Here is a 26267-nt window from a genome sequence, read left to right as displayed (position 1 = left end):
CTGGCTCGGGGAGCATGTCCGGGGGGACAGGCGATGGGGCGGGCGCGGGCGGCCGCGCAGGCGGCGTTTCGGAGGACATGTCCGAAGGAGCAGGCCAGCGCGGGCCGGCGCTGCGGGCGGTGACGTGGTGGGCGCGGCTGCTCGGCGGGGTGCTGCCGACGCTGGTGCTGTGCGGGCTGTTGTGGCGCTCGCTGGCGCCGCGCTTCGGGGCGCGGGCGGCCGCGCTGGCGATCGGGCTGTACGCGCTGGCGACCCCGGCGGCCGCGTACGCGCACCTGCTGTACGGGCATCAGCTGGCGGCGTGCCTGCTGTGGGCGGGCCTTTGGGCGCTGCTGCGCGCGCGCGAGGCGGGGCGGCCGGGGCTGGCGGCGCTCGGCGGGGCGCTGGCGGGGGCGGCGGTGCTGGTCGAGTACACGGCGGCGTTCGCCGGGCTGGCGGCGGCGGGGCTGGTGATCGGGCTGGTGCGCGCGCGCCAGTGGGCGGCGGCGGCGGCGGCCACGGCCGGGGCGCTGGTGCCGGCGGGCCTGCTCATGGCCTACCACGCGGCGGTGTTCGGCGGGCCGCTCAAGACGGGCTATCACCACAGCGCGACGGCGGCGTTCGCCGAGAAGCACGGCGAGGGGCTGCTCGGGCTCGTCGGCCCGAGCTGGCACGCGATCCAGACGCACGCGCTGTCGCCGGCGTCGGGGCTGTGCGGCTGGGCGCCGCTGTGGCTGGTGGCGGTCTGGGGCCTCGGAAAGATGGCGCGTGGGACAGGTGACAGGGGACAGGTCCTGAGGGCCAGGCTGGAGCTGGCGGCGTTCGCGGCGGTGCTGCTGGCCTGCGTCAGCCTCAATTTCGAGGGCGGGTGGCGCGTCGGGCCGCGCTACGCGGTGGTCGTGCTGCCGGCGCTGGCGCTCGGCTGGGCGGCCGTGGCCGCGCGCGCGCTGGCCGGTCCGCCGCGCTCGTGGGCGGCGACGCTGGGGCTCGGCGCTGCGGCGGCCCTGGCGAGCTGGTCGCTGACGATCAACGGGCTGGCGGCCAACCTGTGGCCGCACTTCGACCTGACGAACGTGAATCAACCTGTCCCCGAGGTCCTGTTGCCATTGTGGCGGGCCGGCTTCGCCCCGTACACGCTGACGGGGCTGCTCGGAGCGCCGGGGATCGGGATCGGCTGGATCGTGGCGGCGGCGCTCGCCGGGGCGGTGATCCTGGCGACGCCGCGGGGGCTCGGCGTTCGCGGGCGCGTGGCCGTGATCGTCGGGATGATCGCCGGGCTCGGGCTGGTCGCGGCGACCCGGACGCTGCCGCAACACCCGCGCTCGGCGGCGAACCTGCGCTACATTCAAAAGGTGTGGGAGCCGCCGCGGTCGGGGGCGCCGGCGGCGAGCGAGCGGATCACGGTGCGCTGAGGCGGTTCGGCGGGGCGATGCACGCGTGAATGCGCGATTTCGGGGGGCGGAGCCCCCTGGGCCGTGCGCAAACATGGAACCTCGTCCGGGCCGACCTCGCTTATTCTGGCGGCGCGATGGGCGATCCGAACGAGCCGGACGATCCCGAGGGAGAGTCCCGCCGCGCGTCGATGCGCCGGGTCGTGCGGCTGGAGGACCGGATCGCGATCGACACCAACGGGCCGACCCTGAAGTTCTTCGTGGGTCGTCGGGCCAAGCGGTCGTCTCGCGGGGCGAAGATCGAGCCGCCGCGGGCGCGCCGGGGCCCGCCGCCGCCGCCGCCGCCGAAGCAGGCGAAGCCCGGGCCGCCGCCGCCTCCGCCGGCCAGGGCCACGGAGGTCGCGCCGCAGCCGGTGGTGGTGCACTGGGCGCAGCGGCGATCGCCGCCGCAGCAGCTCGGGCGCTTCCGCCTGGAAGAGGCGCTCGGGGTGGGCGGACAGGGCGCGGTGTACCGCGCCGTCAATACGCACACCGGCGAATCGGTGGCGCTCAAGTACCTGCTCGACGTCGATCCGGCGGCCGACGAGCGGCTCAAGGCCGAGTTCCGGCGCATGGCGGACATCGCCCACGAGAACCTGCTGACGCTGTACGAGCTCGGCAACGACGGCGACATCACGTTCTTCACGATGGAGCTGCTGAGCGGCTGCGACCTCTACACGGCGACGCGGCGGGACGGGCTGGGGGCGCTGCCGGAGCTGCTGCGACAGCTCGCGCGCGGGGTGCATGCGCTGCACCGGGCGGGGCGGATCCACCGCGACCTCAAGCCCGAGAACGTGTTCGTGACCGACAAGGGCCGCGTGGTCGTGCTCGACTTCGGTCTGGTCGAGACGATCGAGCGCCACGCGCCGGCGGGCGAGCGCAAGATCGAGGGGACGTTCGCGTACATGGCCCCGGAGCAGGCGGCAGGCCAGCTCGCCGAGCCGGCGTCGGACTGGTACGCCGTCGGCGTGATCCTGTTCGAGGTGCTGACGGGCCGGCGCCCGTTCACCGACGAGGCGCTGCCCGAGAAGGGCTACCTCGACGCGCCGCGGGTGTCGGAGTTCGCATCCGACGTCGCGCCGGAGCTCGACGACCTGGTCGCAGGGCTCCTGCGCCGCGTGCCGAGCGAGCGCCCGGGCGCGGCGGAGATCCTGCGCTGGTGCGCGCCGAGCCGCTCGATCTCGTTCGTCGGCATGCCGCCGGCCCAGGCCGGGCTCATCGAGCGCGAGAACCAGCTCCGCGCGCTCTACGACATCTTCGACCGCGTGCGCCGCGGCGGACCGGCGTGCGTCGACGTCGTCGGCGACGCGGGGCTCGGCAAGACGGCGCTGGTGCAGCGATTCACCGATCAGGTCGGCGCCACGGGGGTGGTGGTGCTGGCGGGGGCGTGCTCGCAGCGCGAGTCGGTGCCGTTCCGCGCGTTCGACGGGCTGCTCGACGCGCTCGCCAGGCACCTGCTGACGCTGCCGGCGAACGAGCGCGCGGCCATCGGCGTCAACCTCGGGCCGAAGGTCGACGCGCTGGTCCGCCTGTTCCCGGTGTTCGCGGCGCTGAAGTGGGAGGTCCGCCAGCCGGCGGAGGCCGACCCGGACCCGCGAGAGACGCGGCGTCAGGCGTTCCAGGGCCTCAAGCAATTGCTGCATCTGATGGCAGAGCGGCAGACTGTGGTCATCGCGCTCGACAATGTACAATGGGGCGATGTCGACAGCGCGCACCTGTTCAATCACTTGCTGGCGTCGCCCGGCGTCCCGCCGGTGCTGTTCATCGCCGCGTATCGCCGCAGCCCGTCGCCGATGCTGCGAGAGATCGGGCTGCAGCGCACGCTGAGCACGCCGGCGTACGCGGCGATCACGATCGAGCTGGCGCCGCTGTCGTTCGAGAGCAGCCTGCTGCTCGCGCGCGGACGGACGGAGGTGGCCCGCCGGATCGCCCGCGAGGCCGGCGGCAACCCGGCGCTGCTGCGGGCGCTGGCGGAGGAGATCGAGCGCCAGGACAGCGCGCCGGCGCTGCAATTGTTCGCGGAGGGCGATCTGCTGCGGGGGCTGGTGCGCGCCCGACTCAAGCGCGTGAGCCCGGAGGCGCGCGAGCTGTTCGCCCGCCTGGTGGTGGCGCGGCAGACGCTGCCGATGTCGCTGCTGGTGCACGCGGGCTCGTGGTCGGGCGACCTGCAGGCGCTCGCGGCCCAGCTGCGGCGCGAGGGCCTGGTGCAGCTCGACGGCGAGGGCGACGACCAGGGCCTGGCGCCGGCGAGCGAGCAATTTCAACAGGCGGGGCTGCAGTGCTTCGACGACGAGCTGATCCGTCGCAGCCACGGCGACCTGGCGGCGGCGCTGGTGCTCACCAACAGCGGCGGGCCGGAGCAGATCGCCCGCCACCTGCGGGCCGCGGGGCGCGACGAGGACGCGGCCGAGCACGCGTCGTCGGCGGCGTTCGTGGCCAGCCGCGCGTTCGCGTTCGACCGCGCGGCCGAGCTCTATCAGCTCGCGCTCGAGTGCCGCCCGCGGCAGTGGATCCTGGCCAAGAACTGCGCGGAGGCGCTGGTCCAGGCGGGCCGCGGGGCCGAGGCGGCGCCGCTGTTCCTGGTGGCCGCCGCGAACGCGTCGGCCGGGGCCGAGAGCCGACTGCAGCGGGCCGCGGCCGAGCAGTTCTTCAACCACGGGGCGCTGGCCCGCGGCAGCGAGATCTTGCGCCCGCTGCTGGCGGAGGCGGGGGTGACGGCGCCGACGAGCCCGCAGGAGCTGCGGCTGCGATTGACCGACGAGACGGCCGGCCTGGTGCGGCGCGGGTTTCAATTCAGCGAGCGCAGTCAATACGAGCTGTCGCGGCGCGAGCTCAATTGCATCGACTTGACGTGGATCGCGGGCAAGGGGCTGGTCCTCAACGATCCGCTGCAGGCCGGCTTCTTCCTGGTCCAGTGCGCGCGCATGGCCCTCGACGCCGGCGAGCCGACGCGGATCGCCCGCAGCTTGGCGCTGTGCGGGCTGTCGCAGGCGAGCCGCAATCATGCGATCGGCGCGAAGATGCTGGAGGAGGCGCTGCGCGTCGGCGGGCGCGTGCACGATCATTACGCGATCGGGCTGGCGACCGTGTGCCGCGGGATCCTGGCGCGCAGCCAGGGGCAGTGGCGGGCGGCGCTCGCCGACATCGATCGCGGGATCCAGCACCTCCGCGACCACCACGTCGGCGGGGTGTGGGAGTCGGGCCTCGGCCAGGCCAGCGCGATGGCCTCGCTCGAGGCGCTCGGCGAGCTGCGGGTGATGAGCGCGCGCGCCGAATCGCAGTACCAGCGCTCGCAGGCGACCGGCGACATGCTCAGCGGGATCATGGCGGCGCTCTACTCGGCGCTGACGCTGCTGGCCGCGGGCCGGCCGAAGGACGCGCGCAAGCGCGTGCTCGACACCGAGAAGCAGTGGCCGCGCGAGGGCTTCCACGTGCAGCACCTGCACGCGCTCAAGATCGGGATCTATTGCGATCTGTACGAGCGCCGCCCGCGTGACGCGTGGCAGCGGATCCGCACCGCCTGGGCGCTGCTGGAACAGACCGACTTCTTGCGGATCGCGGCCCGGCGCGCCGAGGCGCTGCTGCTGCGGGCCAAGGCGGGGCTCGCGGTGCTGCGCGCCGCGACGCCCGACGCGGCGGCCCTCATCGAGGTGGTCGAGCAGGACATCGCCCAGCTCGAGAGCGAGGGCCACCTGCACCTCCAGGCCGACGCCCACCTGCTCCGCGCCGGGTTGGCAGCCTGTCTCGGCGACGCGAGCGCGGTGGAGCGCCAGCTGCACCTGGCCCACGCCGGCTTCACCGAGCTGCACATGGGGCTCCACCGCGATCTGGTCGAGCGGCTGCTCCACGCTTGCAGCGGTCAGCACGACGCCCGCACGATCGCTCGGCTCGACGCTTATATGCACATGCAGGACATCACGGACATCGACGCGTGGGCGCGGGTGATGAGCCCGGGCGTCGTCGATTGAGGGGCGTGTTCGGCGTCGGGTGAAGCCCGCGGCGGCCGCTGCGCCGCGTCTGCGCGGCGGCGGCGGTCTGCAGGCGGGTCCTGCGATTGTGGCATTCACAGGACCACGTCGGCGCGCGCTGCTTACATTGCGTCGCCGCGGCGATCCTCGATAGGGTGGCGCGACATGGCGAGACGCAGCGTGGGGTGGATGGTGGCGGCGGTGATGACGGCCTGCGGCGGCTCCGGCGGGGAGGGCACGGGGACGGGGCCGAGCGGGACGACGACGACGACGGGCGGGTCGACGGGGACGGCGACGGGCACGGTGACGGAGGCGCCGACGACGGAGGCGCCGACGACGGGCACGACGGTCAGCGGCGGGGCCAGCGAGTCGACGGGGACGGCGACGGGTACGGGCGAGCCGACGACGTCGACGAGCACGACGGGCACGACGACGACGGGAGCGGGCAGCGAGACGACGAGCCAGGCGAGCACCGGCGGGACGACCGGGACCGTCGACTTCTGCGAGGGCGAGGGCGGGATCCTGCTGCCGGGCGACGAGGTGACCTGCACCGGCGACCTCGGCAAGAAGACGTTCTTGTTCGCGATCTGCTCGTGCAGCGGCCTGACGGCCAACAACAGCCTGAAGACCGACTCGTTCGACAGCAACGACCCGAACATGGTGCCGATGGACGGCGGCTCGGTCGGGGTCAACGGCCCGTACAGCGCGGCGTCGATGGTCGACATCGGCGGGTCGCTGTGGGTCGACGGCAAGATCCAGACCTTCAACACCCACGAGGTCGCGCAGCAGCTCAAGTGCACCGACGACCTCACGGCGGGCTCGGCGTCGCACGTGGCCGACGACCTGTTCACCGAGGGCAACCTGTTCGCGCAGAACATGACGCTGACGATCGACGGCGATCTGCACATCCCGCCGAACAAGACCAACAACGGGGCGCAGGTGCTGGGGCAGACGATCAAGGAGCCGGTCGACGTGAAGACGCCGTGCGACTGCGAGGAGCTGATCGACGTGGCGCAGATCGTCGGCGGCTACATGCAGGACAACGACAACGCGGCGCTGCCGATCGCGGCCGACGAGCTGGTCGGGCTGCCGCAGCCGAAGTCGGTCGAGCTTCCTTGCGGCCGTTATTTCTTCACCGCGATCGACAGCAACAGCAGCCTCGACATCACGCTGACCGGCCGCACGGTGATCGCGGTCGCCGGGGACGTGCAGAACGCGGGGGCGTTCCACATCAACCTCGGCCCGCAGGCGGAGCTCGACCTGTTCATCGCCGGGAACGCCAACTTCAACAACGTGGCGAGCATCGGCGATCCGAAGCGCCCGGCGGCGACCCGGATCTACGTCGGCGGGGCGTTCAAGTTCGCCAGCGACTTCACGCTCGGGGCCAACCTGTACCAGCCGAACGCGGTGTTCACGGCCAACAACATGTCGGAGATCTGGGGCTCGCTGTTCGTCGGCGGGCTGCAGCTGGCGAGCCCCCTGGTGGTCCACTACGACCAGGCGATCCTCGAGCTCGACGGCTGCGACGACCCCGGTCAGGGCTGCGGCGACTGCCATGATTGCGCCAACCCGACCCCGGCGTGCACGGAGGACGGGACCTGCGGGCCGTGCGTGGTCGACGACGGCTGCTGCCCGCCGCTCGTGTGCGACGCGGGGATCTGCAAGGCGATCATCCCGCAGTGAACGGCCGACACCCGGAGGAGCGCGGCTCACATCTCCTTCTCGAGCTCGCGCAACCTGGCGAGCGTGGCCGCGAGTCGATCCGGGGGGGCCTCCTCGGCCGGCACCCGCATCGAGACCATGGACTTCGCGCGTGGGTCGAGCTTCCCGGGGGCCATGAACACGACGCTCGCGTAGGCGCCCTTCAGTTCGACGACGCACCCGTCGCGCACCAGCGCGAGGTAGAACTCGGCGCTCTCGCGGGCCTTGCCGGTGAGGGTGGCGGCGACCCGCGTCATGTCGTCCACGAGCTCGCGCGCGTCGAGGTCGTTGCAGCGGATGAACGCGTGGCGACGCATCCGCGCGCTCCTGTCCGCGAGGCCAGCCGCGAGCATCTCGAGCACCAGGGGCCGCGGGAGCCGGTCGTCGAGCAGCGCGATCGCGGTGAAGCGCTGCTGCGCGGTGGGCGAGCGCGCCAGGGCGAGGAAGGCCGCGCGCGCGAGCTCGTGCCGCGACGCCAGCTCGAGCAGCATCTCGGCGCCGCTGTTCCACAGCGTCGCCGCGCTCGCGCCGGCCAGCTCGACGACGATGCGGAGGCGCTCGGCGTCACAGGTGGACTCGCGCAACATCGCCTCGAAGGCGTCGACGCCGCGCGTCAGCGCCTGCTTCTGCGCCGGGTCGGTCAACTGGGCGATGAAGGCGCGGAGGGTGGTGATTCCGTCCGGGGCGTCCATGATGGGCCGAGGATGGCCGAGGTCTTCGGGCCGCACCAGCGGGGGAGACGGGTCGGGCTCGGCCGGACGGTGATGTGGGGATCCCGCGGCGAGGGAGCAGGGGTCGTGCACGTGCCGTGAATCGTTCGCTCGGGCGCGGCGCGAGGCGACGAGGAGGCGATGGTGCGACGACCCCCGGCCAGGGCTGCGGCGACTGCCATGATTGCGCCCATCCGGCCTCGGCGTGCTGCGGTTGCGCCCGGGTCGGCGAGCGCGATAGCCTGAAGCCTCGGAGGTCGTGGACGTGCGGTCGAGGATCGTCGTTCGGCTCGCGCTGCTCGGAATTGCGTGCAACGGAACGACCGGGGGCGGCTCGAGCAGCGACTCGGGGACGTCGACGAGCGGCAGCGGGACGGCTGCGAGCGGAACGACGACGGGCGACGGCGAGACGGCCACGAGTGCGACGACGGCCCCGACGACTGGCGAGGCCCGGTTGGCTGATCTGCGCGAGTGCGGGTTCACGCGGGATTGCTTGCTGAGCGAGGAGTTCTTCAAGACGGAGCCGGGGTGGCCGAGCGAGTGCGCGGCGGAGTTCGTGCGCTCCGGCGAACCGGCGCTCTTCGTCGTCGCGCCGTATGGCGTGCCGTACTGCCACGATTGGATCCGGATCATGGTCCTCCCGGGCGACGGTTCGGTCGTCATGCAGACGGCGACGGCCGACGCCGGGCCGGAATGCCAGGCGCCGCCGACCGAGTACGAGGTCGGCCCGCAGGAGCGCTGCGAGCTCGATCTGCCGCCGGACTTCGATGCGCTGACGGAGTGGTTCCCGGCGGTGAAGAATTGCGTCGAGGGCGAGTGGTACGACTGCGAGTCGCTCGCGGTGTTGCTCGGCGAATGACGGGGCCGAACAGCGGCGATCCTGCGTGCTCGGGGGCGCGCCGGCCCGTCCGGACCGCGGCGGAGGGCCGAACCAAGGGCATGTCTTCAAGGGCATGTCACGGAGACCATGCGATCGAAGGCATGCCCTCGGAGACATGTTCGTGAGGACACGCGGCGGAGACAGGGCGGGCTCGGTGGACTCGCTCGGCGCGACGGCGCCGTCGCGTGTGGTAGCCGGATCTCGAGCTCGGCGGTCCGCAGGTCGCGGCGCAGCCGTTGCCGTCGCCCCGCACCATCGGCCCTGGTCACACACGGCGCGGTCGCAGGCGGCGCAGGGAGACCGCGGCAGACATGCCTGCCGCATCGTCACCGGCCGTGAAATCACGCGCAAGCCCGCGGAGCGGCGTTCTGCGGGCTGTTCTGGGCAGGCGTCGGGAGGCCCGAAAAGGAGGGTTCGCGGTGGGCGGACGGCGCTAGGTCCAAGGCGCGGCCGGCGGGCTTGCGCGGCGGCGAGATTTTGCCAAAGATCCGCGGCGATGACGAAGGCGGACATCATCGAGCGCGTGTGCGAGGAGGTCGGCGGGTTCTCCAAGAAGGAGGCCGCCGACGTGGTCGAGGTGGTGTTCGAGCTGATGAAGAACACGCTCGCCGAGGGCGAGAAGATCAAGATCTCGGGGTTCGGCAACTTCGTCGTCCGCGCCAAGAACCCGCGTCCGGGCCGCAACCCGCAGACGGGCGTGCAGATCACGATCGACGCCCGCAGGGTGCTGACGTTCAAGCCGAGCAACGTGCTGAAGGCTGCGCTCAACGCCTAGCGAGACGTCGATGAGCGGACACGACGAGGAGACGGCGAAGGCCACGCGCCGCAAGTCGGGGGCGGACGGCGCGAGCGACGGCCAGGCCAAGCCGGCGCGGGCACGGACGCGGGCGACGAAGAAGGCCGGCGCGACGGTCGGGCCCGACCTCGGGTCGGACAAGCTGTACTTCAAGATCGGCGAGGTGGCCCAGATCGTCGGCGTGCCGGCCTACGTGCTGCGCTACTGGGAGACCGAGTTCAAGGTGATCCGCCCGCAGAAGTCGCGGACGCAGCAGCGCGTGTACCGGCGCCGCGACGTCGAGACGCTGCTGAAGATCAAGCACCTGCTGTACGCGAAGAAGTTCACGATCGCGGGGGCGCGCCAGCAGCTGCGCCTCGGCGGCGACGCGGTCGAGATGGCCCCGCCCTCGACCAGCTACCTGGCGTCGCAGTCGCTGGCGGCGCTGCGCGAGTCGCTCGACGAGATGATCGCGTGGGTCGAGAACACCGAGAGCACGAGCACGGCCGCCGACCCGGTCGAGTTCATCCGCGCGCGCGGCGGGGCCCGGGCCCTGATCGACGAGGCCGCGGCCGCGGGCGAGGCCCAGCCGCTGCTGCAGCGCACCGGCCGCGAACCGCTGTGACAGGCGCCGCTCCGTCCGCGGTGTCGGGGCGACGTCGTGCAGCGACGAGGTGGAGCGTCGTGAGGCGCTGGTGGATCCGCCGAGAGGCTGGAGGGCCGCGCTTCGGTGCGCGAGGTGAGGGCGCGGGGCGAAGGCCAGGGTGTCGGCGGGGCGTGCCGGGCGAGGCGAGGGTGGCGCAGGTCGGCGGCGGGCGAGGGTCGCGGGGAGCGCGAATTGCCGGCCGCGAGGTCGCAGGAGGGGCGATCCGGCCGGTCGGGGCGCGTCCGTGAGTTTGCCGGGCGTGCATGGGCGGCAGGGGGCTTGCCGGCGCGAGGCAAAGCGCGTATACCGGCGCTCCGTTTCGGGGCGTAGCGCAGCCTGGTAGCGCACTAGACTGGGGGTCTAGGGGTCGGAGGTTCGAATCCTCTCGCCCCGACAAACGCGAAGAGCCGACAGGTTTCCCCTGCCGGCTCTTACTTTTTTTCGCGGCGTCATCGCGGCCTTTTTTCGCGGCGTGGCGGGTGCTACAAGGCGCCGCGTGTCTTCCAGCCGTCCGCTGATCCTGGTCACCAACGACGACGGCATCCTCGCGCCGGGGATCCTGGCGCTCGCCGAGGCGGTGGCGCCGCTGGGCGACGTGGTGGTGTGCGCGCCGGAGACGGAGCGCAGCGGCTCGTCGCACGCGATCACGCTGCACTCGCACCTGCGCGTCGACGAGGTCCGCCCGGGCTGGCACCGCGTCAACGGCACGCCGGTCGACTGCGTGTACCTGGCGTCGCTGCACCTGTGCGAGCGCCGGCCGGCCCTGGTCGTGTCGGGGGTGAACCCCGGCTATAACCTCGGGTCCGACGTCTTTTACTCGGGGACGGTCGGCGGCGCCGCCGAGGGGTTCATCCGCGGGGCCTCGGCGATGGCGGTGTCGGTCCACGCGCGCGAGTCGCCGCGGGTGGCGATCCCGGTGGTGCGCACGCTGGCGCGGCAGCTGCTGGCCCAGCCGTCGCTGAGCCTGCTCAACGTCAACATCCCGTGGATCTCCCACAGCGCGCCGCCGCCGGAGGGCCCGCCGGAGGTGCTGGCGGAGGGGCTCCCGATCGTGATCACGCGGCTCGGCGCGCGCCCCTACGTCGAGCAGGTCGAGCGCCGCCAGGACCCGCGCGGGATGGCCTACTTCTGGATCGGCGGGCCGCCGCGCGACGCCGGCGAACACGAGGGCGAGGACACGTGGGCGGTCAAGCGCGGGTTCGTGTCGGTGACGCCGCTGGTCCTCGACATCACGGCGCCCGATCTGTCACCGTGGCAGGCGATGTTCTCCGGCGCGACGGTCCAGGTCGACCCGCGCGGCGACGACTGAGGATCCAGACGATGCGTGAACCACTCCCCTCCGGGCCGGGACGGCTCGAATTCCGCATGGCCGAGGCCGAACGCGCGGCTGCGCTGCGCGCCGTCGGCGGCCTCATCCGCGCGGTGCCCGACTTCCCGTCGCCGGGGATCCTGTTCCGCGACATCACGCCGGTGCTCCGCGACCCGGCGGCGATGCAGGCGGCGCTGCGCCTCCACCTCGACGCGGTCGCCGACCTCGCAGGGACGATCGACCGCATCGTCGGCGTCGAGTCGCGCGGGTTCCTGTTCGGCATGCCGATCGCCCACGCGCTCGAGGTCGGCTTCGTGCCCGCGCGCAAGCCCGGCAAGCTGCCGGCCGAGACGGTCACGCAGGCCTACGCGCTCGAGTACGGCGAGGGCACGCTGCACATGCACGCCGACGCGATCGAGGCCGGCGACCGCGTGCTCCTCGTCGACGACCTGCTGGCCACCGGCGGCACCGCCGGCGCGGCCGCTCGCCTGGTCCAGCGCCTCGGCGGCGAGGTGGTGGCGAGCCTGTTCCTCATCGAGCTGCCGTTCCTGAAGGGCCGCGAGCGGCTGGCGCCGCTGCGGGTCGAGGCGCTGCTGTCGTTCTGAGCATGTTTGTTCGGGCATGTCCGCTCGGGCATGTGCGTCGGGGCATGTCCGAACGTGCAGGGGCGGTGAGCGCCGGTATGTCCTGAGGCGGTGGCGCCGGGGGGCGGACGCTCGTCCACCGTCTCGGCGTGCCGGCGCTCGCGTGTCACGAGCCGTCGGGCCGTGGTACACGTCAGGACCTCGTGACGGGACTCGACGCAAGAACGACGATCGCTCGCGCGGTGCGGCTGGGATGGGCGGCGTGCGTGGTCTGCGGCCTCGCGTGCGGGCCCGGGCCGGTGGCGCCGCCTGCCGCCGCGAAGCCCGAGCCGGGGCCGGCCGCGCCCGCGGACGAACCTTCCGGCGTGGTCGTCACGGTGACGCCGCACGAGGGGGGCGTGCGCGTGGTGTACGAGCTGCCCGCGGCGACCGATCGCCTGGCGCTCGTGCGCTCGGACGCGCTGCGACGCGACGAGTGGCAGGTCGTGACCGCCGGCGTGCGGCTGGTCGACGACGCGCTGGTCAGCGAGGCCCCGCGCACGAGCTTCGAGGTGGCGATCGCGCCCGACAAGGTCGAGGTCGATCGCAAGTACCCGTCGCTGCACCGCGTCGGCCGCGGGGTGGCGCTCTACGGGCCCGCGCTGCGGGTGGAGGGGGTCGACGCGCGGGTCGTGCTGCGACCGGCAGCGGGCGGCGTGGCGATCCCCGAGCAAGGCGCCGAGCGCGGCTATGCCTGGCTCGGGCCCGCCGACGCGGTGATCCAGGGCCAGGGGTTTCGCATGGTCGCCGCCGAGTCGGTGGGCCCGCGGCTCGTCGAGGTGGTGCGCGGCGAGGCCGAGGTCGCGCTGGGGTACTACGCGCGCAAGCTCGAGCGTCCGGGGCGCGCGCCGGCGATCCTCGTGAGCCTGCAGGACACGATGACGGGCGAGTACCGCGGCGACGCGAGCGAGAGCGACGTGATCTCGCTGCGCTTCTTCGATCCGCGGTGGAACGACCCGGAACCGGGCGACGCGGGGATGCTGGCGAAGTTCGTGCGCCACGAGGCGTTCCACCTGTGGAACGGCGAGACGGCCCCGGGTACGCCGCCGTGGCTGCACGAGGGCGGAGCCGAGTACGCGGCGCTCGTCGCGGCCGTCGACGCCGGCGCGCTGACGCACGAGCAGGGGATCGAGCAGGTCTCGTCGCACCTCGACCGCTGCCGCACGGCGCTGGGGGCCCGCTCGCTCGCGGCGGCGGAGCTGTCCGGGCCGCAGATCTATTGGTGCGGCGTGGCGCTGCAGTGGATCGCCGACACCGAGGCCCGCGGCGCGTCGCAGGGCCAGCGCGACGTGTTCTCGATCTGGCGCGACCTGCTGCGCCGCGGCGAGGCCGGCGGATACTCGCTCGCCGATCTGCGCGCGGTCACCGGCCCCGTCGTCGCGGCGATCCTCGACGACCAGGCTCCCGAGCGCTGGCAACGGCTGGCGGAGGCGCTCGCCCCGCACGGCGCGACGATCGTCGACGCGGTGGACGAGCACGGCTGGCGCACGGCGGCGGTGCAGCACCTGCTGGCGCAGCACTGCAAAGACGGCGAGTACGGCTTCTACGTCGAGGCCGATCACGTCCGCCTCGACACCACCGGCGACTGCGGCCCGATCGGGGGCAACCCCGAGATCGTGCGGGTGGCCGGCGCGAGCATCATGAAGGCGCCGCGCGACGCGTTCGACGGCGTCCGCAAGGCGTGCGCCGCGAAAAATTCGGTCACGCTGGAGACGCGCGGCGGGGCGAAGCTGCGCGTGAAGTGCACCGAGCCGCCGGCGCAGCCGGTGCGCTGGAAGGTCGCGGCCGCGCCGCCGCTGTCACGCGCGCAGCGGTAGTTCGAGGGGCCGGACGCGCGCCTCACGAGGATGTCCGGGCGGGCATGTCCTCGGGGGCATGCGACTGTGGGCATGTCCTGTGGGACATGCTCCATGGGGTCATTCGGCTGCGCGGCCGAGGCGACGGGCGAGGGCCCAGGCGGGGAAGATCTGGCGGTAGAGGTCGTAGTCGAGGACGGCGGTGTTGAAGAACACGCCGCTGGCCCGCTCGCGCGGCCAGCTGCCGTCGGGCTGCTGGCGCGCGCGGATGTAGGCGATCGCGCGCTCGATCGCCGGGCCTTCTTCGGCTGTCTCTGCGGCCATGAGCGTGAGGACAGCCCAGGCGGTCTGGGCGACCAGGCTGGGCTCGTGCGCCGGCAGCTGGACGTCGCGGCCGTCGAGCAGGCCCTCGAAGCTCTCGCCCCAGCCGCCGTCGCGCCGCTGGTGGCGCACGAGCCAGGCGACGGCGCGGCGAATGGCGGGGTGCTGGCGCGGGAGACCGGCGGCGAGGAGGGCGTGGACGGCGAAGAAGGTGCCGTAGGTGAAGTTGATGCCCCAGAAGCCGAGCCAGCCGCCGTCGGGGTGCTGGGCGCGGAGGAGGAAGGCGACGCCGCGCTCGATGGCGCCGTCGACGTCGGCGGCGAGGCCGGGCGGGACGGCGTCGCCGAGGTGCCGGCGAGCCAGCGCGAGGCCGCGGACGCAGCTGGCGGTGCACTCGCTGTAGGAGTACTCGAGCATGCAGTTGCCGTAGATCTCGGCGGGGTTGAAGTGCTTGAGCACGAGGCTGCCGCGGCGCGGCTCGTAGGAGCCGAACCCGCCGTCCTCGTTCTGGCGGCGGAGGACGAAGCGCAGGGCGGCGAGCTGGCGCTCGCGCGCGAGCGGCTCGGCGAGGCGGTGGTCGGCGCAGTGGATCAGGGCCTCGAGCGCCTCGGCGGTGCAGTCGCTGACGGGCCACGGGTGGCGCTCGTCGGCGAAGCCCCAGCCGCCGTCGGCCGGCTCGCGGTAGTGCTCGGCGCCGCCGGGGATGTCGTCGCGGATCTGCGCGGTGACCAGCCAGGCGGCGGCGCGGCGGGCCAGGCCCTCGCCGACGTCGCTGCGCGGGCCCTCGCACACGGCCTGGAGGAGGAAGGAGGTGTCCCAGATGTCGCTGCGGGCGCCGCAGATCCGGGTGCCGTCTTCGTCGTCCTCCCAGAACCAGTACTCGAGGCCGCGGAAGGCCTGGTCGCGCTCGGGGTGGCGCGCGTCGTGGTGGTGCAGGGCGAGGTTGAACAGCAGGCCGTTGACGGGGCTGAGGCAGACGTGGCCGGTGCTGCGCAGCTCGAACAGGACGTGCTCGATGGCGCGGGCGAGCGCCCTCTTGCGCACGAGGCCGGGAGCGACGCGGTCGAGCGCCCGCATGGCGGCGAAGGCGGCGCGCAGTCCGGCACCTGGCGCTTCGTACAGGTCGGTGGCGGCGATGTCGTCGCGGTGGGCGCGGAACGGGGCGCGGTCGTAGCCGCGGTCGTAGAGCTCGTCGCGGATGTCCCGAAGGACAGGTGAGTCGGGGGCCTGGACGCGGGCGCCGTAGAGGTAGCTGAGCCCGAGGTAGATCAGGCGCATGTGACAGTAGAGCCGGCGCGGGTGGACCGGCGTGGCGTCGGGCAGCAGCCACATCTCGGGCAGGATCGGCTGCACGCACTGCCACGGGTACAGGCCGAGCAGGGCCAGCCAGATCCGGCCCCAGGTCGGGTTCTTGGTGACGCCGCCGTGGGCCCGGATCCACCGCAGCGCGCCGGCGGCCAGCGGGTCGTCGGGCGGGTGGCCGAGCAGGCGCAGGGCGACGTAGCAGAGCGTGGTGTGGAACAGCCAGCTGTCGCTGTCGGGGTGCATGCCCCAGCCGCCGTCGTCCCGGACCTGGCGCTCGAGGGCGAGGCGGATCCGCCGCCGCCGCTCGGGGTCGATCGGACGCCCGAGGACGTGACAGGCGATCACGTACTGACACACGAGCATCGGGTTCCAGATCACCTCGCCACCGAGTGCGCCCTTGGCCGACTGGACCGAGGCGAGGTGCCGCATGGCGGCCTCGTAGGCGTGGGCGAGGTCGCTGCGGGGATCCGTGGCGGTGGCAGGGGTCACGCGCCGAGGGTCGCAAAGCGGCGGTCGCGACGCTGTGCGCTGGATCGCAGGGGTGGCGCGCTCAGTCGCACAGCGGGGCGGAGAAGCTGCCCTCGACGTCGATGCCGGCGCCGGCGAACAGCGGCGACTGGACGTGGCACAGGCGACCGGTGACGCCGGTGTCGTCGATGGCGGTGATCTCGAGGGTGGCGTCGAGGAGCTCCGAGGCGACCTCGCACTGGCCGTCAGGGGCGGGCTCGGGGAACTTGACGGCCGAGCCGCGGATCGCCGGGCCGGTGAGGTGATAGAGGCCGGGCGCCTGGTATTCGGCGGGGATGGCGAAGCTGAGGACCCACGTGCCGCACTGCTCGTACTCGGCGGCGGGGTCGCAGGTGTAGGTCCGGTCGGTCAGGTGGACCAGGACCGAGCCGTCGGGCGGGCCATCCCAGCAGCCGGTGCCGCTCTCGTAGTCGCTGCAGTCGGGCAGGTCGGTGGCGATCGGGTAGGCGATCGCGGTGGCGTCGATCGGGGTGGCCGCGCCCTCGCAGGGCGTCGGCTCGATCGAATCGGTGGTCGTGGCCTCGTGGGGGTCACCCGAGCCGGTGGTCGTGGTCTCGTGCGAGTCACCCGAATCGGGCTTGGGAGCGCAGGCGAGGCCGAGGGTGAGGCTGATAAGACAAGAATAAGCGATCAAGCGCATGCTGCTGCGATAGCACGCGGTCGGGGCGTCGGCCACTGAGAGAATCGGGTCCGAAGCCGCGCGGCGCGAGCCCTGGGGCGATGCGCGAGCCGGGACGGACAGCGGGCGCGAATCATTTGTGGTTTGGAGACAGGCCGTATCCGCGATGCCCTTCAAAAATGGCGTCCTTCAGGCAAGGCTGGCGAGGGCCGCCGGCTGATGTCCGAGACATGGGCTCGGAGACATGTCCCTTGGGCTATGTTTTCTTGGACATGTCCTTGAGGGTGAGGAGCGCGAGGCCGGCGCGGGCGTCGGCCACGGCCTCCTGGACGGCGGGGCGGCGGCTGCGGGCGAGCTCGTCGAACAGCGGCTGGCCGGTGGCGGGGGCCATGCGGACGAGGGCGTAGGCGGCGCGGACGCGGGTGACGGCGGGGATGAACCAGCCGCGGGCGATCTTGAGGGCCAGGGGGACGGCGGCCGGCGGGGCGGCGGGGCCGAGGGCGGCGAGGGCCTCGAGGGCGCGACCGCGGTCGTCGGCGCGGGCGAGCGCGAGGACCAGCGGGGGACCGCCGCGCGGGTCGCGGGCGGCGGCGAGGCCGAGCGCGGCGGCGAAGGCGAGGTCGGCGTCGGCGGCGGGATCGGCGACGACGGCGGCGAGGCGGACGCACGCCTCCGGACCCGGCGGGTCGAGCTCGGCGAGGGCCTGGACCAGGGCGAAGCGGACGCGCGGGTGCGGCTCGCCCTCGAGCGCGGCGCACAGGGCCGGCTCGGCGGCCCGGCCGGCCAGCTCGACGAGGCCGCCGGCGGCCTGAAAGCGCAGGTCGGCCGCGGGGGCGCGCAGGGCGGCGGTGATCCGCGCGAGCGCGGCCTCGTAGGTGACTCGGGACAGGTCGCTCGGGACATGTCCCGGAGGACGCAAGGGGTGGGCGGCGGACGCGGGGGCCTCGACCGGGCGCGTCGGGTCGTCGTCTTCGTCGGTCGGCTTGAGGAGGTGCTCGGGGGCGGCGGCGAGGCCGAGGAGGACGCAGGTGATGGCGGCGCACTCGCGCAGGTGGCCGGCGTCGGGCCCGGGGTCGGGGTCGGCGAGCCAGGGGTCGATGCGCGGGATGACGTCGGGCTCGCCGAGCTGCGCGAGCCCGGTCGCCGCGAGGGCGCGCAGGGCCACGACGGGGTCGTCGAGGGCTGCCGTCAGGGCGGCGACGACGGCCTCGCCGCGCGGGTGTCCTGCGGCCACGTGCAGGCCGGGCGGCACCTCGCCGAGCTCGGCGAGCAGGGCGGCCGGGAGGTGGCGCACTGCCAGGTTGCGGGCGTTCGGGTCGGGCGAACGGGCGTCGCGCAGGGCGGCGTCGAGGGTGATCGGGAGCGACGGCATGCGGGACGGCGGGCGCCCGGGAGGGCTGGCTGAAGGGACATGGCGCCAGGGGCATGTCCGAGAGGCGAGGAGGTCAGGCGCGGGGCGCTGCGGCGGTGCGCGGGGGCGGGCATCCGCGAGGGCTTGGCGGAATGGACATGACGCAGGGGGCATGTCCGAGAGGACATGGCGACAAAGTCAGGTGCGGGCGCGCTGCGGAGCGTCGGGGGCCGGGGCGGTGCTGCCGAACAGGCGGATCATCTCGCCGCGCATGCGCCCGGTGAGCTTGAGGCGCAACATCTTCATGTCGCCGAACAGGGACCACAGCGGGAACTTGAAGCTGGCGGGCTTGTTGCGCTCGATGAAGAAGTGGCCGACCCACGCCGGGCCGTAGCCGATGACGAGCGCGAGCGGGAACAGGCTCCAGCGGCCGTGCCAGGCGATCCAGGCCAGGAACAGGTAGGCGCTGCCGGTGCCGAAGTAGTGCAGGGCGCGGTTGACGGGGTGGCGATGTTCGCCGAGGTAGAACGGCCAGAACTCCGAGAAATTGCGAGGCGCGGACATCGCCCCGACCATACGCCGCGGCCGGGCGGCCGTCACGCGCAGACGGCGGGCTGGCTGAAGAGACAGGTTGTGCGCGAGATCGCCGGGCCGCGAGACACGCGGCGAACCGGCCGCTCGTGCGGGCAGGACTGCACGGCGCCGAGGGGTCGCGGCGCACGTGCGGAGCGAGGCGGGCGCGTCGAGAGGGCGGGGGCGGGCAGGACTGCAGGTGAACGGAGGGTCGTGAGCAGGCGGGAGCGAGGCGGGCGCGTCGAGAGGGCCAGGGCGGGCGGAGGGTCGAGAGGGCCGGGGGCGGGCGGGGGTGCGGGTGCGTCGAGGTCGCGAGCAGGCGACGCGGCAGGGGCTGCGGGTACGGGGCGAGCGGGCCTCGCGCAGGGCCGTGAGATCGTGCCGCGGGAAGATGTCCTCGCGGACAGGTCGTGCGGCTGCGCAAGACGGCGTGTCCGCGGGCGGCCGGGCGCGCGATCGGCTCGCAGGGTGTGTGCGCCGGATCGCGGCCGGGCGGCGGGTCGCCGCGAGGGCCGGGGACAGGCGCAGGGCGCGGCGCGCGAGGGCCCGGACGGGCGGGGGCTGGCAGGGACGCTCAGGGACGGAAGGGGAGCGTCGGGGGCTGGACCCGGCCGGCGCGGACGTCGTCGATGAATTCTCGGTCTGCGGCCAGGAATTCGGCCACGGGCAGGCTTTCGAGGTCGTGGCCGACGACGGCGGCGTCGGCCTCGAGGCGCAGGGCGGCGAGCCACTCGGTGTTCTGCCAGGCGCCGGCGTCGACGTGGTAGACGACCAGCAGGACCTCCGGGCCCGGGCCGGGGTAGACGTGGTGCAGGACCTCGGCGACGGGGCCGATGGGCAGTTCGGCGGCGGCGGGGCCCCACTCCTCGACGAGCTCACGCCGCAGCGCGGCGCGCGGTGACTCACCGGGCTCGACCTTCCCCCCGGGGAGCTCGAGGGCGCCGGCGCCGTGGCGGGCGCCGGCCGGGCGTCGCTGGACGAGGAGGCGGTGGGGGCCGAGCCAGACGAGGGCGGCGGCGACGATGAGGCGGGGCTGCACGGCCGTGGTTGGTACCGCACCCTGGACGCTCGGAAAAGCTACGCCTATCCTCGGCCCACCCCATGCGTCTTTATTCAAGTAAGATCTCGACGATCGTCGAAGCCGTGAACAAGAGCCTGGTCGAGGCGGGCGACCTCGAGGTCAGCGACCGTGAAGAGTTCAAACGGGATGTCGAGTCGATCCTCAAGGAGTACCGACGCAAGGACCGCGAGCTCACCGACCGCGCCAAGGACGAGCTCGAGCGGAAGAAGCTGGCCTACTCCGACCTGTTCAAGGTCAAGCGCTCGATGGCGGAGGAGCAGGACTTCGGGATCGGGGAAGAGGCCTTGAACTGGATCGCCAACCAGCTGCTCGAGCTGTTCATGCAGAGCAAGTTCGTCAGCGAGATCTACGCCGAGGACTCGGTGATCCGGAAGAAGCTCAAGGAGATCCTGCGCCGCCACATGCAGGCCGACGAGGATCTCGACCGCGAGGTGCGGCGCCACCTCAAGCACCTCACCGAGAACACCTCGACGTTCGAGATCGAGTACCAAAAGCAGCTCGAGCTCATCAAACGGAAGCACGGTCTCGACTAATGGCTCATATCCTGGTCTACGCCCAGCGCACCCCGCAGGGGATCCATCCGGCCAGCGCCGCGGCTCTGTGCCTCGCCCGCGACATCGGCAGCGAGCGCGGGGCCACGGTGAGCGCGGTCTGCCCCGGCGACGCCGGGCGCGCCGACCAGTTCGTCATCGGCGCGGTGAGCCGGTTCGGCGCCGACGGGCTGACGTTCCTCGGCCCGGCCGGTCTGCGCCCGCTGCAGGAGCGGCTGCACCCGCTGCTGGTGTTCGTGCCGCACACCGACGAGGGCCTGGCCGCGGCCGAGATGCTCGGCGGCGCCGAGGCGCTGTGGCTGCAAGAGCCGGAGGTCGAGTGGGAGCGGCTGGCCGCGATCACGGCGATCGTCGCCGGCACGCTGCCGTGGTACGAGCTGCCGGCGGTCATCGACGCCGAGTACGACAACGAGGCGAGCCTGGTCGACCTGCCGGAGTGGGTCGCCCGCCTCGAGCAACACAGCGGCCGCGGCCCGCTGCGCTACTTCGCCCGCGAAGACCTCGACCAGGCCGCGCGCGGGGCGTTGACGTCGATCGGCGCCAAGCCGGTCGGGCCCGAGTACCTCGACCAGCACACCGCGGGCACGCTGCTGTGGCTCGGCGGCGCCGACCAGCCGGTGCCCGAGGTGCTGGCCTCGCGCGGCCCGGGCGCGCGCGTGATCCTGTTCCCGGGCGAGGGCGCCGAGATCGACACGACCTGGACCCGCGCCGACTGGGTGCTGCCCGGCGCGTGGCCCGAGGCGGTCAAGCAGCTGCACAGCGAGCTGTGGAAGCCGGTGATCGTGTGACGGGCGCGCCTTGGTGACCGGTCCGGAACGAGCTGTCTCTTCGGCCAGGTCAGCCCTGCGGGCCCTGCTCGCCGGCGAGGCGCTGGTCGCCGAGGACGTCGGGCCCGCGTTCGCCGGCGCGGCCGAGGTGCTCGCCGACGCGGCGCTGGCCCGACGCGTGCGCGAGCAGGGCGCGGCGGTGGTGGTCGCCCGCGAGCCGTCGCCGACGCTGCTGCGAGCGCTGCGCGAGCGGCCGCCGGCGCTGCTGGTGATCGCCGGGGCGGAGCTGCCGGCGGGGGTGACGACGCGGACGCTCGGGCCGGCGGCGCAGGTGATCGTCGAGGGCGGCGAGCTGGTGATCGCGGCGCCCGACCGCGAGGCGCTGGGCGGGCTGCGGGCGGCGTTCCAGGCCGCCGGGGCGGCGCCGCGGCTGTCGCTGAGCCCGGCGCCGGCGTGGCTGCCGGAGTGGTTGATGGCGCCGGAGCTGGCGGGCTGCCGCACCGCGGGGATGGTGCCGGCGCACAGCCTGCACGCGGGCTGGGCCCGCTGGGCCCGCGCCGCCGGGACGCGCCAGGTGGTGGTGCCGCTCGGGGTCGAGCCGCCGCGCGTCGACCACCCGCGCCACCCGTCGCTCGGCCCGGCGGCGGCCGCCCACGCGCTCGAGCGCCTGACCGGGCCGGTGTTCCCCAGCCCGGGGGTGCTGGCGCTGCTGCTGAACGCGCAGAGCATGTCGCCGGGGACAGGTCCGGACGAGCATGTCGAAGGGGGCATGTCTGAAGGGACATCCGCCACGACGGCGCTGTGGCGCCAGGCCCGGCGGGCGCTGCCGCTGCAGGGCGACGAGCGCGGGATGGAGGCGCCGCACCCGGGCCTGCCGCCGGGGGCGCCGACCGACGCGTTCCTGGCCCAGCGGGCGCTGCTCCGCCGCGAGCGCGCGGAGGGGCTGGCCCGCGCGGCCGCCGACGAGCCGGCGCCGACGATCGACGCGGCGGCGCTGGCCCGCGCGGAGGAGGTGCTGCGCTCGGCCGGGCAGGCGCTGTCGGAGCACGAGAGCAAGGTGGTGCTGCGCGGGTTCGGCATCGAGGTGACGCGCCAGGCGGTCGCCGGCTCGGCCAGCGGCGCGGCCCAGTTCGCCGAGCAGATCGGGTTCCCGGTGGTGCTGAAGGCGGTCAGCCCCGACCTGCGGCGCAAGCAGGAGCTCGGGGCGGTGGTGCTCGACCTGACGACGTCGGCGGCGGTCCGCCGGGCCTACGCGACGATCGTCGCCAACGTCGAGGAGCGCGCGCCGACGGCCCACCTCGACGGGGTGCTGGTGGCCGAGCAGATCGGCGAGGGCCTCGAGATCCACTGCGGGGCGGTGGCGCTGCAAACCGGCGAGACGGCGCTGTTCGGCCGCGCGCTGGCGGGGGCCCACGAGGTGGTGCTGCGGCTGTCGCCGCTCGACCCGGCCGAGGCGATGCTGTTCGCCCAGGCGATCGTCGCGGGCGTGCCGCTGCGCCGCAAGGACGACCCGGGCCTGCGCGAGCTGGCCGGGCTGTTCCTCCGCCTCGACGCGCTGGTCCGCCACTTCGGGGCCGCCAGCGCCGACAGCGAGGGCCGGCTCGAGCTGGTCGACCTCAGCCCGGTGCGCCTGTGCGCCGGACCCCGCGGCTACGTGACGCTCGACGCCCGCATCGTCCAGCGCGCCCACCTCGAGGGGCTGTAGGCCGGCGCGCCAGAGCGGAGCCCAGTGGGACATGTTGGTTCGGACATGGCTCGCAGAGCATGTCTTGGATGACATGCTCGATCGCACAGGCGATCTTCAGGGCTTGCGGTCGTGGCGGCGCCAGCGGGCGTCCTGGCGGCTGAGCTGGGCGATGCTGGCGATCGCCTCGGTGACGGCCTCGCGGACGGGGTAGAACGAGCGGCAGCCGGCCTCGTCGCAGCGCCGGCTGTCCGCGGGGGTGTAGGGGTCGCGCCGGCGGGCGCGCAGCGCCGGGAGCGCGTCGCGGTGGCCGATCCGGCCGAGCGCGACGGCGGCGGCCTCGCGGGTGTCGGGGTCGCGGTCCGCGAGGAAGGGCGTGAGCGTGCGGGCGATCGGGGCCGACTCGTGGAGGCGCAGGACGGTGTCGCAGCTGTCGCCGAGGTGCGAGACGTGGCGCTCCCACTGGCTGCTGAAGCCGCCGAGGAAGATGCCGCCCGCGTCGTCGCAGGGGTCCCACGCGGGGCGCCTGGCGACGGCGCCGATGGCCTCGATGGCCCGCCGCCGCTCGTCGTCGGCGAGGGTGGGGAGCAGGCGAGCGAGCCCGGCGAGCGCGGGGCGACCGGTGACGTCGGCGAGGCCCTCGATCGCGTAGACGCGGGCCTCCCAGGCCTCCGGGCCGCGGCGCGTCAGGCGGGCCAGAGCGGCGGTCCGCAGCGGCTCGGGGGCGCGCCCCAGGGCGGCGCGCAGGGTCGCGGGGTCGCCGGCGCGACCGGCGGTGAGCAGGGCGCCGCGGTACAGCCGCGGGACGTCGAAGCCGGCGGCGGCCAGACGCGCAGGGCCGTAGTCCATGCTGTCGGGGGCCGGCGCCGGCCACATGTCCCGAGGGCCATCCACGTCGAGGAGCCGCTCGGCCACGGCGGGGCGGCAGTCGCCGGCTCGCTCGGCGCTGCGGATCGCGCCGCGCAGCTGCTCGGCCCAGCGGACGGAGACGCTGGTCCCACACATGCCGCCGCCCGGATCGGCGCGGCGGTAGAGCTGGCCGGCCAGGGTGGGATCGCCGAGCAGCTCGGCCCCGAGCGCGACGTCGCGGAAGACGTAGGAGTAGCGCGCGCCCCCCCACGCCCAGGTGCTCTCGGCGCTGCCCTGGATCGGGCCGGGGAAGCCGAGCCGGGCCAGATAGGCGCGACCGTGGCGCACGAGGCCGGCGACGTCGCCGCGGCTCCTGGCCTCGCCCGCGGCGGCGGCCAGGCGCTCGCTCTCGGGATCCGGCGTCGCCGGGGTCAGCGGGCTGCCGGGGTTGGCCTCGCTCGCGCCGCCGACCCTCGGTCCCGCGTCGGCCACCGCGGCGAAGAAGTAGGCGAGGTCGTCGAGCTCGGCGGGGGTCGGCGCCTCGCCGCGCAGGACGTCGCCGTGGCGGCGCACGACCGCGAAGTCGGTCAGGGCGGCGCGGGCGGCCGCGACCTCGCTCGCGCTCGGCGGGGCGCAGCGGGCCTGCGGGATCGCGTCGGACATGGCGCGGGTCAAGATCGCCTCGAGCGCAGACCCGGCGCGGTAGATGCCGCGCGCGTCGAGCCGCAGCAGCACGGGCGCGTCGGCGGGGAGCCCGATCTCCCCGAGCGTGTCGACGAGGTGGGTGACGGCGTCCTCGCGCGCGAGCGCGGGGCAGGAGGCGCCGTCGCAGGCGGCGTACAGGTCCTCGAGCAGGCGCACGATCTCGGCGCGCCCGAGCTTCACGGCGCCGGCCAGCTCGGCCCGGGTCGTGCGGCCGGGGCTGGCCAGGCCGGCGCGCTGGACCGCGGCCTGCGCGGCCTCGACTGCGCTGTCCCAAGAAACCTGTCCCGAAGTGACCTGTCCCGAAGTGCCGGCTGGCGCGGCGGCCGGAGCGAGGGCGAGGGCGAGCGCGAGCGCGGCGATCGACATGGCCGGTCTGACACGAAGACGGGGCGGGGGTTCCCGCAGGGCGCTCGCGTGGGTGCAGACGGTCGGCAGCTCGAAGCCGGCGGGGTCAGGGGCGCGCTCCGCGGCGACGAGGCGCCGGCCGCCGGGACCCGCTCGTGTCGTCACTGCCTGAGACGAGGTCGGCGAATCTGCCCGGCGCGGCGACGCGGCGCGCGGCGTTGCAGCAGGGCCGCAGGGACATGTCCTGGCGGACATGCCCGTGCGGACAGCTCACTTCTGCGGCTCGCTGGTGTGGCCGGGCGGGAACAGCAGGCTCAGGGTGATGGCGCCGCCGATCAGGACCGACACGACCCCGAGCGAGATGCCGACGGGGATGTGGAAGGCGGGGATGTGCGGCTCGTAGCCGACGCCGAGCAGCATCTTCACGCCGACGAACGAGAGGACCAGGCCGAGGCCGTACTTGAGCAGCCAGAAGCGGTCGATGACGTTCTCGAGCAGGAAGAACATGGCGCGCAGGCCCATGACGGCGCACACGTTGCTGGTGAAGACGATGAAGGGGTCGGTGCTGATGCCGAAGATGGCGGGGATCGAGTCGAGCGCGAACACGACGTCGGCGGTCTCGACCATCAGCAGGGTGACGAACAGGGTGGTGACGTAGCGCTTGCCGTCGCGGCTGACGAAGAAGCGCGGGCCCTGGAAGTCCTTGGTGACGCGCAGGTACTTCTCGGCCCAGCGCTTGACCCAGTTGTCCTGGCCGGCCTCGTCGCCCTCGCCGCTCTCGTGGACGAACAGCAGGCGCAGGCCGGTGAACACGAGGAAGCCGCCGAAGATGTACAGCGCCGCGGTGAACATCTCGATCAGCGCCAGGCCGGCGACGATGAACACGCCGCGCAGGATCAGCGCGCCGAGGATCCCGGCGAACAGGATCCGGTGCATGTACTCCTGCTGCACCCGCATGTAGCGGAACAGCACGATGAACACGAAGATGTTGTCGACCGAGAGCGCCTTCTCGATGACGTAGGCGCTGAGGAACTCGAGCGCCTTCTCCTGACCGAAGGCGTGCCAGACCCATCCGTTGAAGGCCAGGCTGAGCAGCACCCAGATGCACGACCACATCAGCGCCTCGCGCATCGAGACGCGGTGCGGCTTGCGGTTGAAGAGACCGAGGTCGAGCGCCAGCAGGAAGAGGATGCCGACGAGAAACGCGCCCCAGGTCAGGGGTGAGCCGACGGATTCAAGCAAGGGCGTTCGCTCAGCTCGCGGGGGTCTTGTCGGTGATCAGCTCCAGCTGGTCGGCCTTGACCTGGATGGTCAGCTTGCGCGGCTTCGCCTCGGAGTCGTAGCGCAGATCGACGAGTGTGCCCGTGAAAGAGATCGGGAGGTTGCGACCGAGCGGCCGGCCGAGCTCTTCGGTCGAGAAGATCCGGTAGTCGATCGTGATCTCGAACAGCACCGGCTCGACGACGTGCGCGAACGTCTCCCACGCGCCGTGCTCCGCACCCTCGACGCCGGCGGCGATGCCGTTGCCCGCCTCGGTGACCGCCTGCCCGCGGAAGCTGCCCGGCTTGTCCTTCAGCGCCTTGACGAAGTCGTCGCGCTCCTGGGGCTTCATCAGGTTGAAGCTCTCCAGGTTCTTCTTATTAAAGGTGAGGTCGGCGCCTTGCGGGTCGTACGCCGCGGGGAGCGCCAACAGGTCCTTCTTGGGCTGGCTGCACCCGGAGACGGCCAGCAATGCGCTGGTAAAGAAGAGCGCGGTCAAGCTGCGGCGCAT

General features: G+C 73.5%; 21 protein-coding genes and 1 tRNA gene. 13 read left to right on the top strand and 9 right to left on the bottom strand.

What is annotated here, in order from left to right:
• Positions 1-77 precede the first annotated feature (77 nt).
• From K7C98_RS29090 to K7C98_RS29080, 3 genes are all read left to right on the top strand, one after another.
• Positions 78-1391, top strand: coding sequence for a glycosyltransferase family 39 protein (locus tag K7C98_RS29090; protein WP_224195055.1), 1314 nt, complete (start codon positions 78-80; stop codon positions 1389-1391).
• A 116-nt stretch (positions 1392-1507) separates the two neighbouring features.
• Positions 1508-5377: a serine/threonine-protein kinase gene (locus tag K7C98_RS29085; RefSeq protein ID WP_224195054.1), complete on the top strand. Its 3870-nt coding sequence runs from the start codon at positions 1508-1510 to the stop codon at positions 5375-5377.
• 165 nt (positions 5378-5542) lie between these two features.
• Entirely contained in the window at positions 5543-7060 is a 1518-nt protein-coding gene (locus K7C98_RS29080) for a DUF7305 domain-containing protein (protein WP_224195053.1), read from the top strand.
• A 26-nt stretch (positions 7061-7086) separates the two neighbouring features.
• On the opposite strand, the gene K7C98_RS29075 is transcribed toward K7C98_RS29080, so the two are convergent.
• Positions 7087-7770: a hypothetical protein gene (locus K7C98_RS29075; RefSeq protein WP_224195052.1), complete on the bottom strand. Its 684-nt coding sequence runs from the start codon at positions 7768-7770 to the stop codon at positions 7087-7089.
• Positions 7771-8053: 283 nt separating this feature from the next.
• On the opposite strand from K7C98_RS29075, the gene K7C98_RS29070 reads away from it, so the two are divergent.
• From K7C98_RS29070 to K7C98_RS29040, 7 genes are all read left to right on the top strand, one after another.
• On the top strand, positions 8054-8647 hold the full coding sequence (locus K7C98_RS29070) for a hypothetical protein (protein ID WP_224195051.1): 594 nt from the start codon (positions 8054-8056) through the stop codon (positions 8645-8647).
• Positions 8648-9164: 517 nt separating this feature from the next.
• Positions 9165-9443, top strand: coding sequence for an integration host factor subunit alpha (locus K7C98_RS29065; protein WP_096333509.1), 279 nt, complete (start codon positions 9165-9167; stop codon positions 9441-9443).
• A 10-nt stretch (positions 9444-9453) separates the two neighbouring features.
• Positions 9454-10068 carry a MerR family transcriptional regulator gene (locus K7C98_RS29060; protein ID WP_224195050.1) on the top strand — a complete coding sequence of 205 codons (615 nt, stop codon included), beginning with the start codon at positions 9454-9456 and terminating at the stop codon, positions 10066-10068.
• A gap of 341 nt (positions 10069-10409) precedes the next feature.
• Positions 10410-10483 (top strand) — tRNA-Pro (locus tag K7C98_RS29055).
• Between the two features lie 102 nt (positions 10484-10585).
• Entirely contained in the window at positions 10586-11398 is an 813-nt protein-coding gene (gene surE, locus K7C98_RS29050) for a 5'/3'-nucleotidase SurE (RefSeq protein ID WP_224195049.1), read from the top strand.
• Between the two features lie 11 nt (positions 11399-11409).
• A complete protein-coding gene (locus K7C98_RS29045) occupies positions 11410-12003 on the top strand; it encodes an adenine phosphoribosyltransferase (protein ID WP_346660310.1) in 594 nt (197 codons plus the stop codon).
• 182 nt (positions 12004-12185) lie between these two features.
• Positions 12186-13838 carry a hypothetical protein gene (locus K7C98_RS29040; RefSeq protein WP_224195048.1) on the top strand — a complete coding sequence of 551 codons (1653 nt, stop codon included), beginning with the start codon at positions 12186-12188 and terminating at the stop codon, positions 13836-13838.
• 99 nt (positions 13839-13937) lie between these two features.
• Here K7C98_RS29040 and K7C98_RS29035 read toward each other — a convergent pair whose 3' ends face one another.
• The 5 genes from K7C98_RS29035 to K7C98_RS29015 all read right to left on the bottom strand — a co-directional run bounded on the left by K7C98_RS29035 (position 13938) and on the right by K7C98_RS29015 (position 19553).
• Entirely contained in the window at positions 13938-15932 is a 1995-nt protein-coding gene (locus tag K7C98_RS29035; RefSeq protein ID WP_224195047.1) for a prenyltransferase/squalene oxidase repeat-containing protein, read from the bottom strand.
• A gap of 61 nt (positions 15933-15993) precedes the next feature.
• A complete protein-coding gene (locus K7C98_RS29030; RefSeq protein WP_224195046.1) occupies positions 15994-16611 on the bottom strand; it encodes a hypothetical protein in 618 nt (205 codons plus the stop codon).
• A 235-nt stretch (positions 16612-16846) separates the two neighbouring features.
• Positions 16847-17962 (bottom strand): HEAT repeat domain-containing protein, encoded by a 1116-nt coding sequence (locus K7C98_RS29025; RefSeq protein ID WP_224195045.1) that lies wholly within the window; start codon positions 17960-17962, stop codon positions 16847-16849.
• Between the two features lie 177 nt (positions 17963-18139).
• On the bottom strand, positions 18140-18505 hold the full coding sequence (locus K7C98_RS29020; protein ID WP_224195044.1) for a DUF962 domain-containing protein: 366 nt from the start codon (positions 18503-18505) through the stop codon (positions 18140-18142).
• Between the two features lie 583 nt (positions 18506-19088).
• Positions 19089-19553: an NUDIX domain-containing protein gene (locus K7C98_RS29015; RefSeq protein WP_224195043.1), complete on the bottom strand. Its 465-nt coding sequence runs from the start codon at positions 19551-19553 to the stop codon at positions 19089-19091.
• Positions 19554-19615: 62 nt separating this feature from the next.
• Here K7C98_RS29015 and K7C98_RS29010 point away from each other — a divergent pair, with 62 nt between their 5' ends.
• The 3 genes from K7C98_RS29010 to K7C98_RS29000 are packed head-to-tail and all read left to right on the top strand — an operon-like array spanning position 19616 to position 22618.
• Positions 19616-20128 (top strand): DUF507 family protein, encoded by a 513-nt coding sequence (locus K7C98_RS29010; protein ID WP_224195042.1) that lies wholly within the window; start codon positions 19616-19618, stop codon positions 20126-20128.
• Positions 20128-20934 carry a hypothetical protein gene (locus tag K7C98_RS29005; RefSeq protein ID WP_224195041.1) on the top strand — a complete coding sequence of 269 codons (807 nt, stop codon included), beginning with the start codon at positions 20128-20130 and terminating at the stop codon, positions 20932-20934. Before K7C98_RS29010 ends, K7C98_RS29005 begins: the two co-directional genes overlap by 1 nt.
• 13 nt (positions 20935-20947) lie before the next feature.
• Positions 20948-22618, top strand: coding sequence for an acetate--CoA ligase family protein (locus K7C98_RS29000; protein WP_224195057.1), 1671 nt, complete (start codon positions 20948-20950; stop codon positions 22616-22618).
• Positions 22619-22714: 96 nt separating this feature from the next.
• On the opposite strand, the gene K7C98_RS28995 is transcribed toward K7C98_RS29000, so the two are convergent.
• The 3 genes from K7C98_RS28995 to K7C98_RS28985 all read right to left on the bottom strand — a co-directional run bounded on the left by K7C98_RS28995 (position 22715) and on the right by K7C98_RS28985 (position 26267).
• Entirely contained in the window at positions 22715-24517 is a 1803-nt protein-coding gene (locus K7C98_RS28995) for a HEAT repeat domain-containing protein (RefSeq protein WP_224195040.1), read from the bottom strand.
• 249 nt (positions 24518-24766) lie between these two features.
• Positions 24767-25738 carry a TerC family protein gene (locus tag K7C98_RS28990; protein ID WP_224195039.1) on the bottom strand — a complete coding sequence of 324 codons (972 nt, stop codon included), beginning with the start codon at positions 25736-25738 and terminating at the stop codon, positions 24767-24769.
• Between the two features lie 10 nt (positions 25739-25748).
• Positions 25749-26267 (bottom strand): hypothetical protein, encoded by a 519-nt coding sequence (locus tag K7C98_RS28985; protein WP_224195038.1) that lies wholly within the window; start codon positions 26265-26267, stop codon positions 25749-25751.

Source organism: Nannocystis pusilla (assembly GCF_020073745.1).
Taxonomy (GTDB): Bacteria; Myxococcota_A; Polyangia; order Nannocystales; family Nannocystaceae; genus Nannocystis; species Nannocystis radixulma.
The sequence above is the reverse complement of the archived record's forward strand: the minus strand, read 5'-3'. Positions and strand labels throughout refer to the sequence as shown.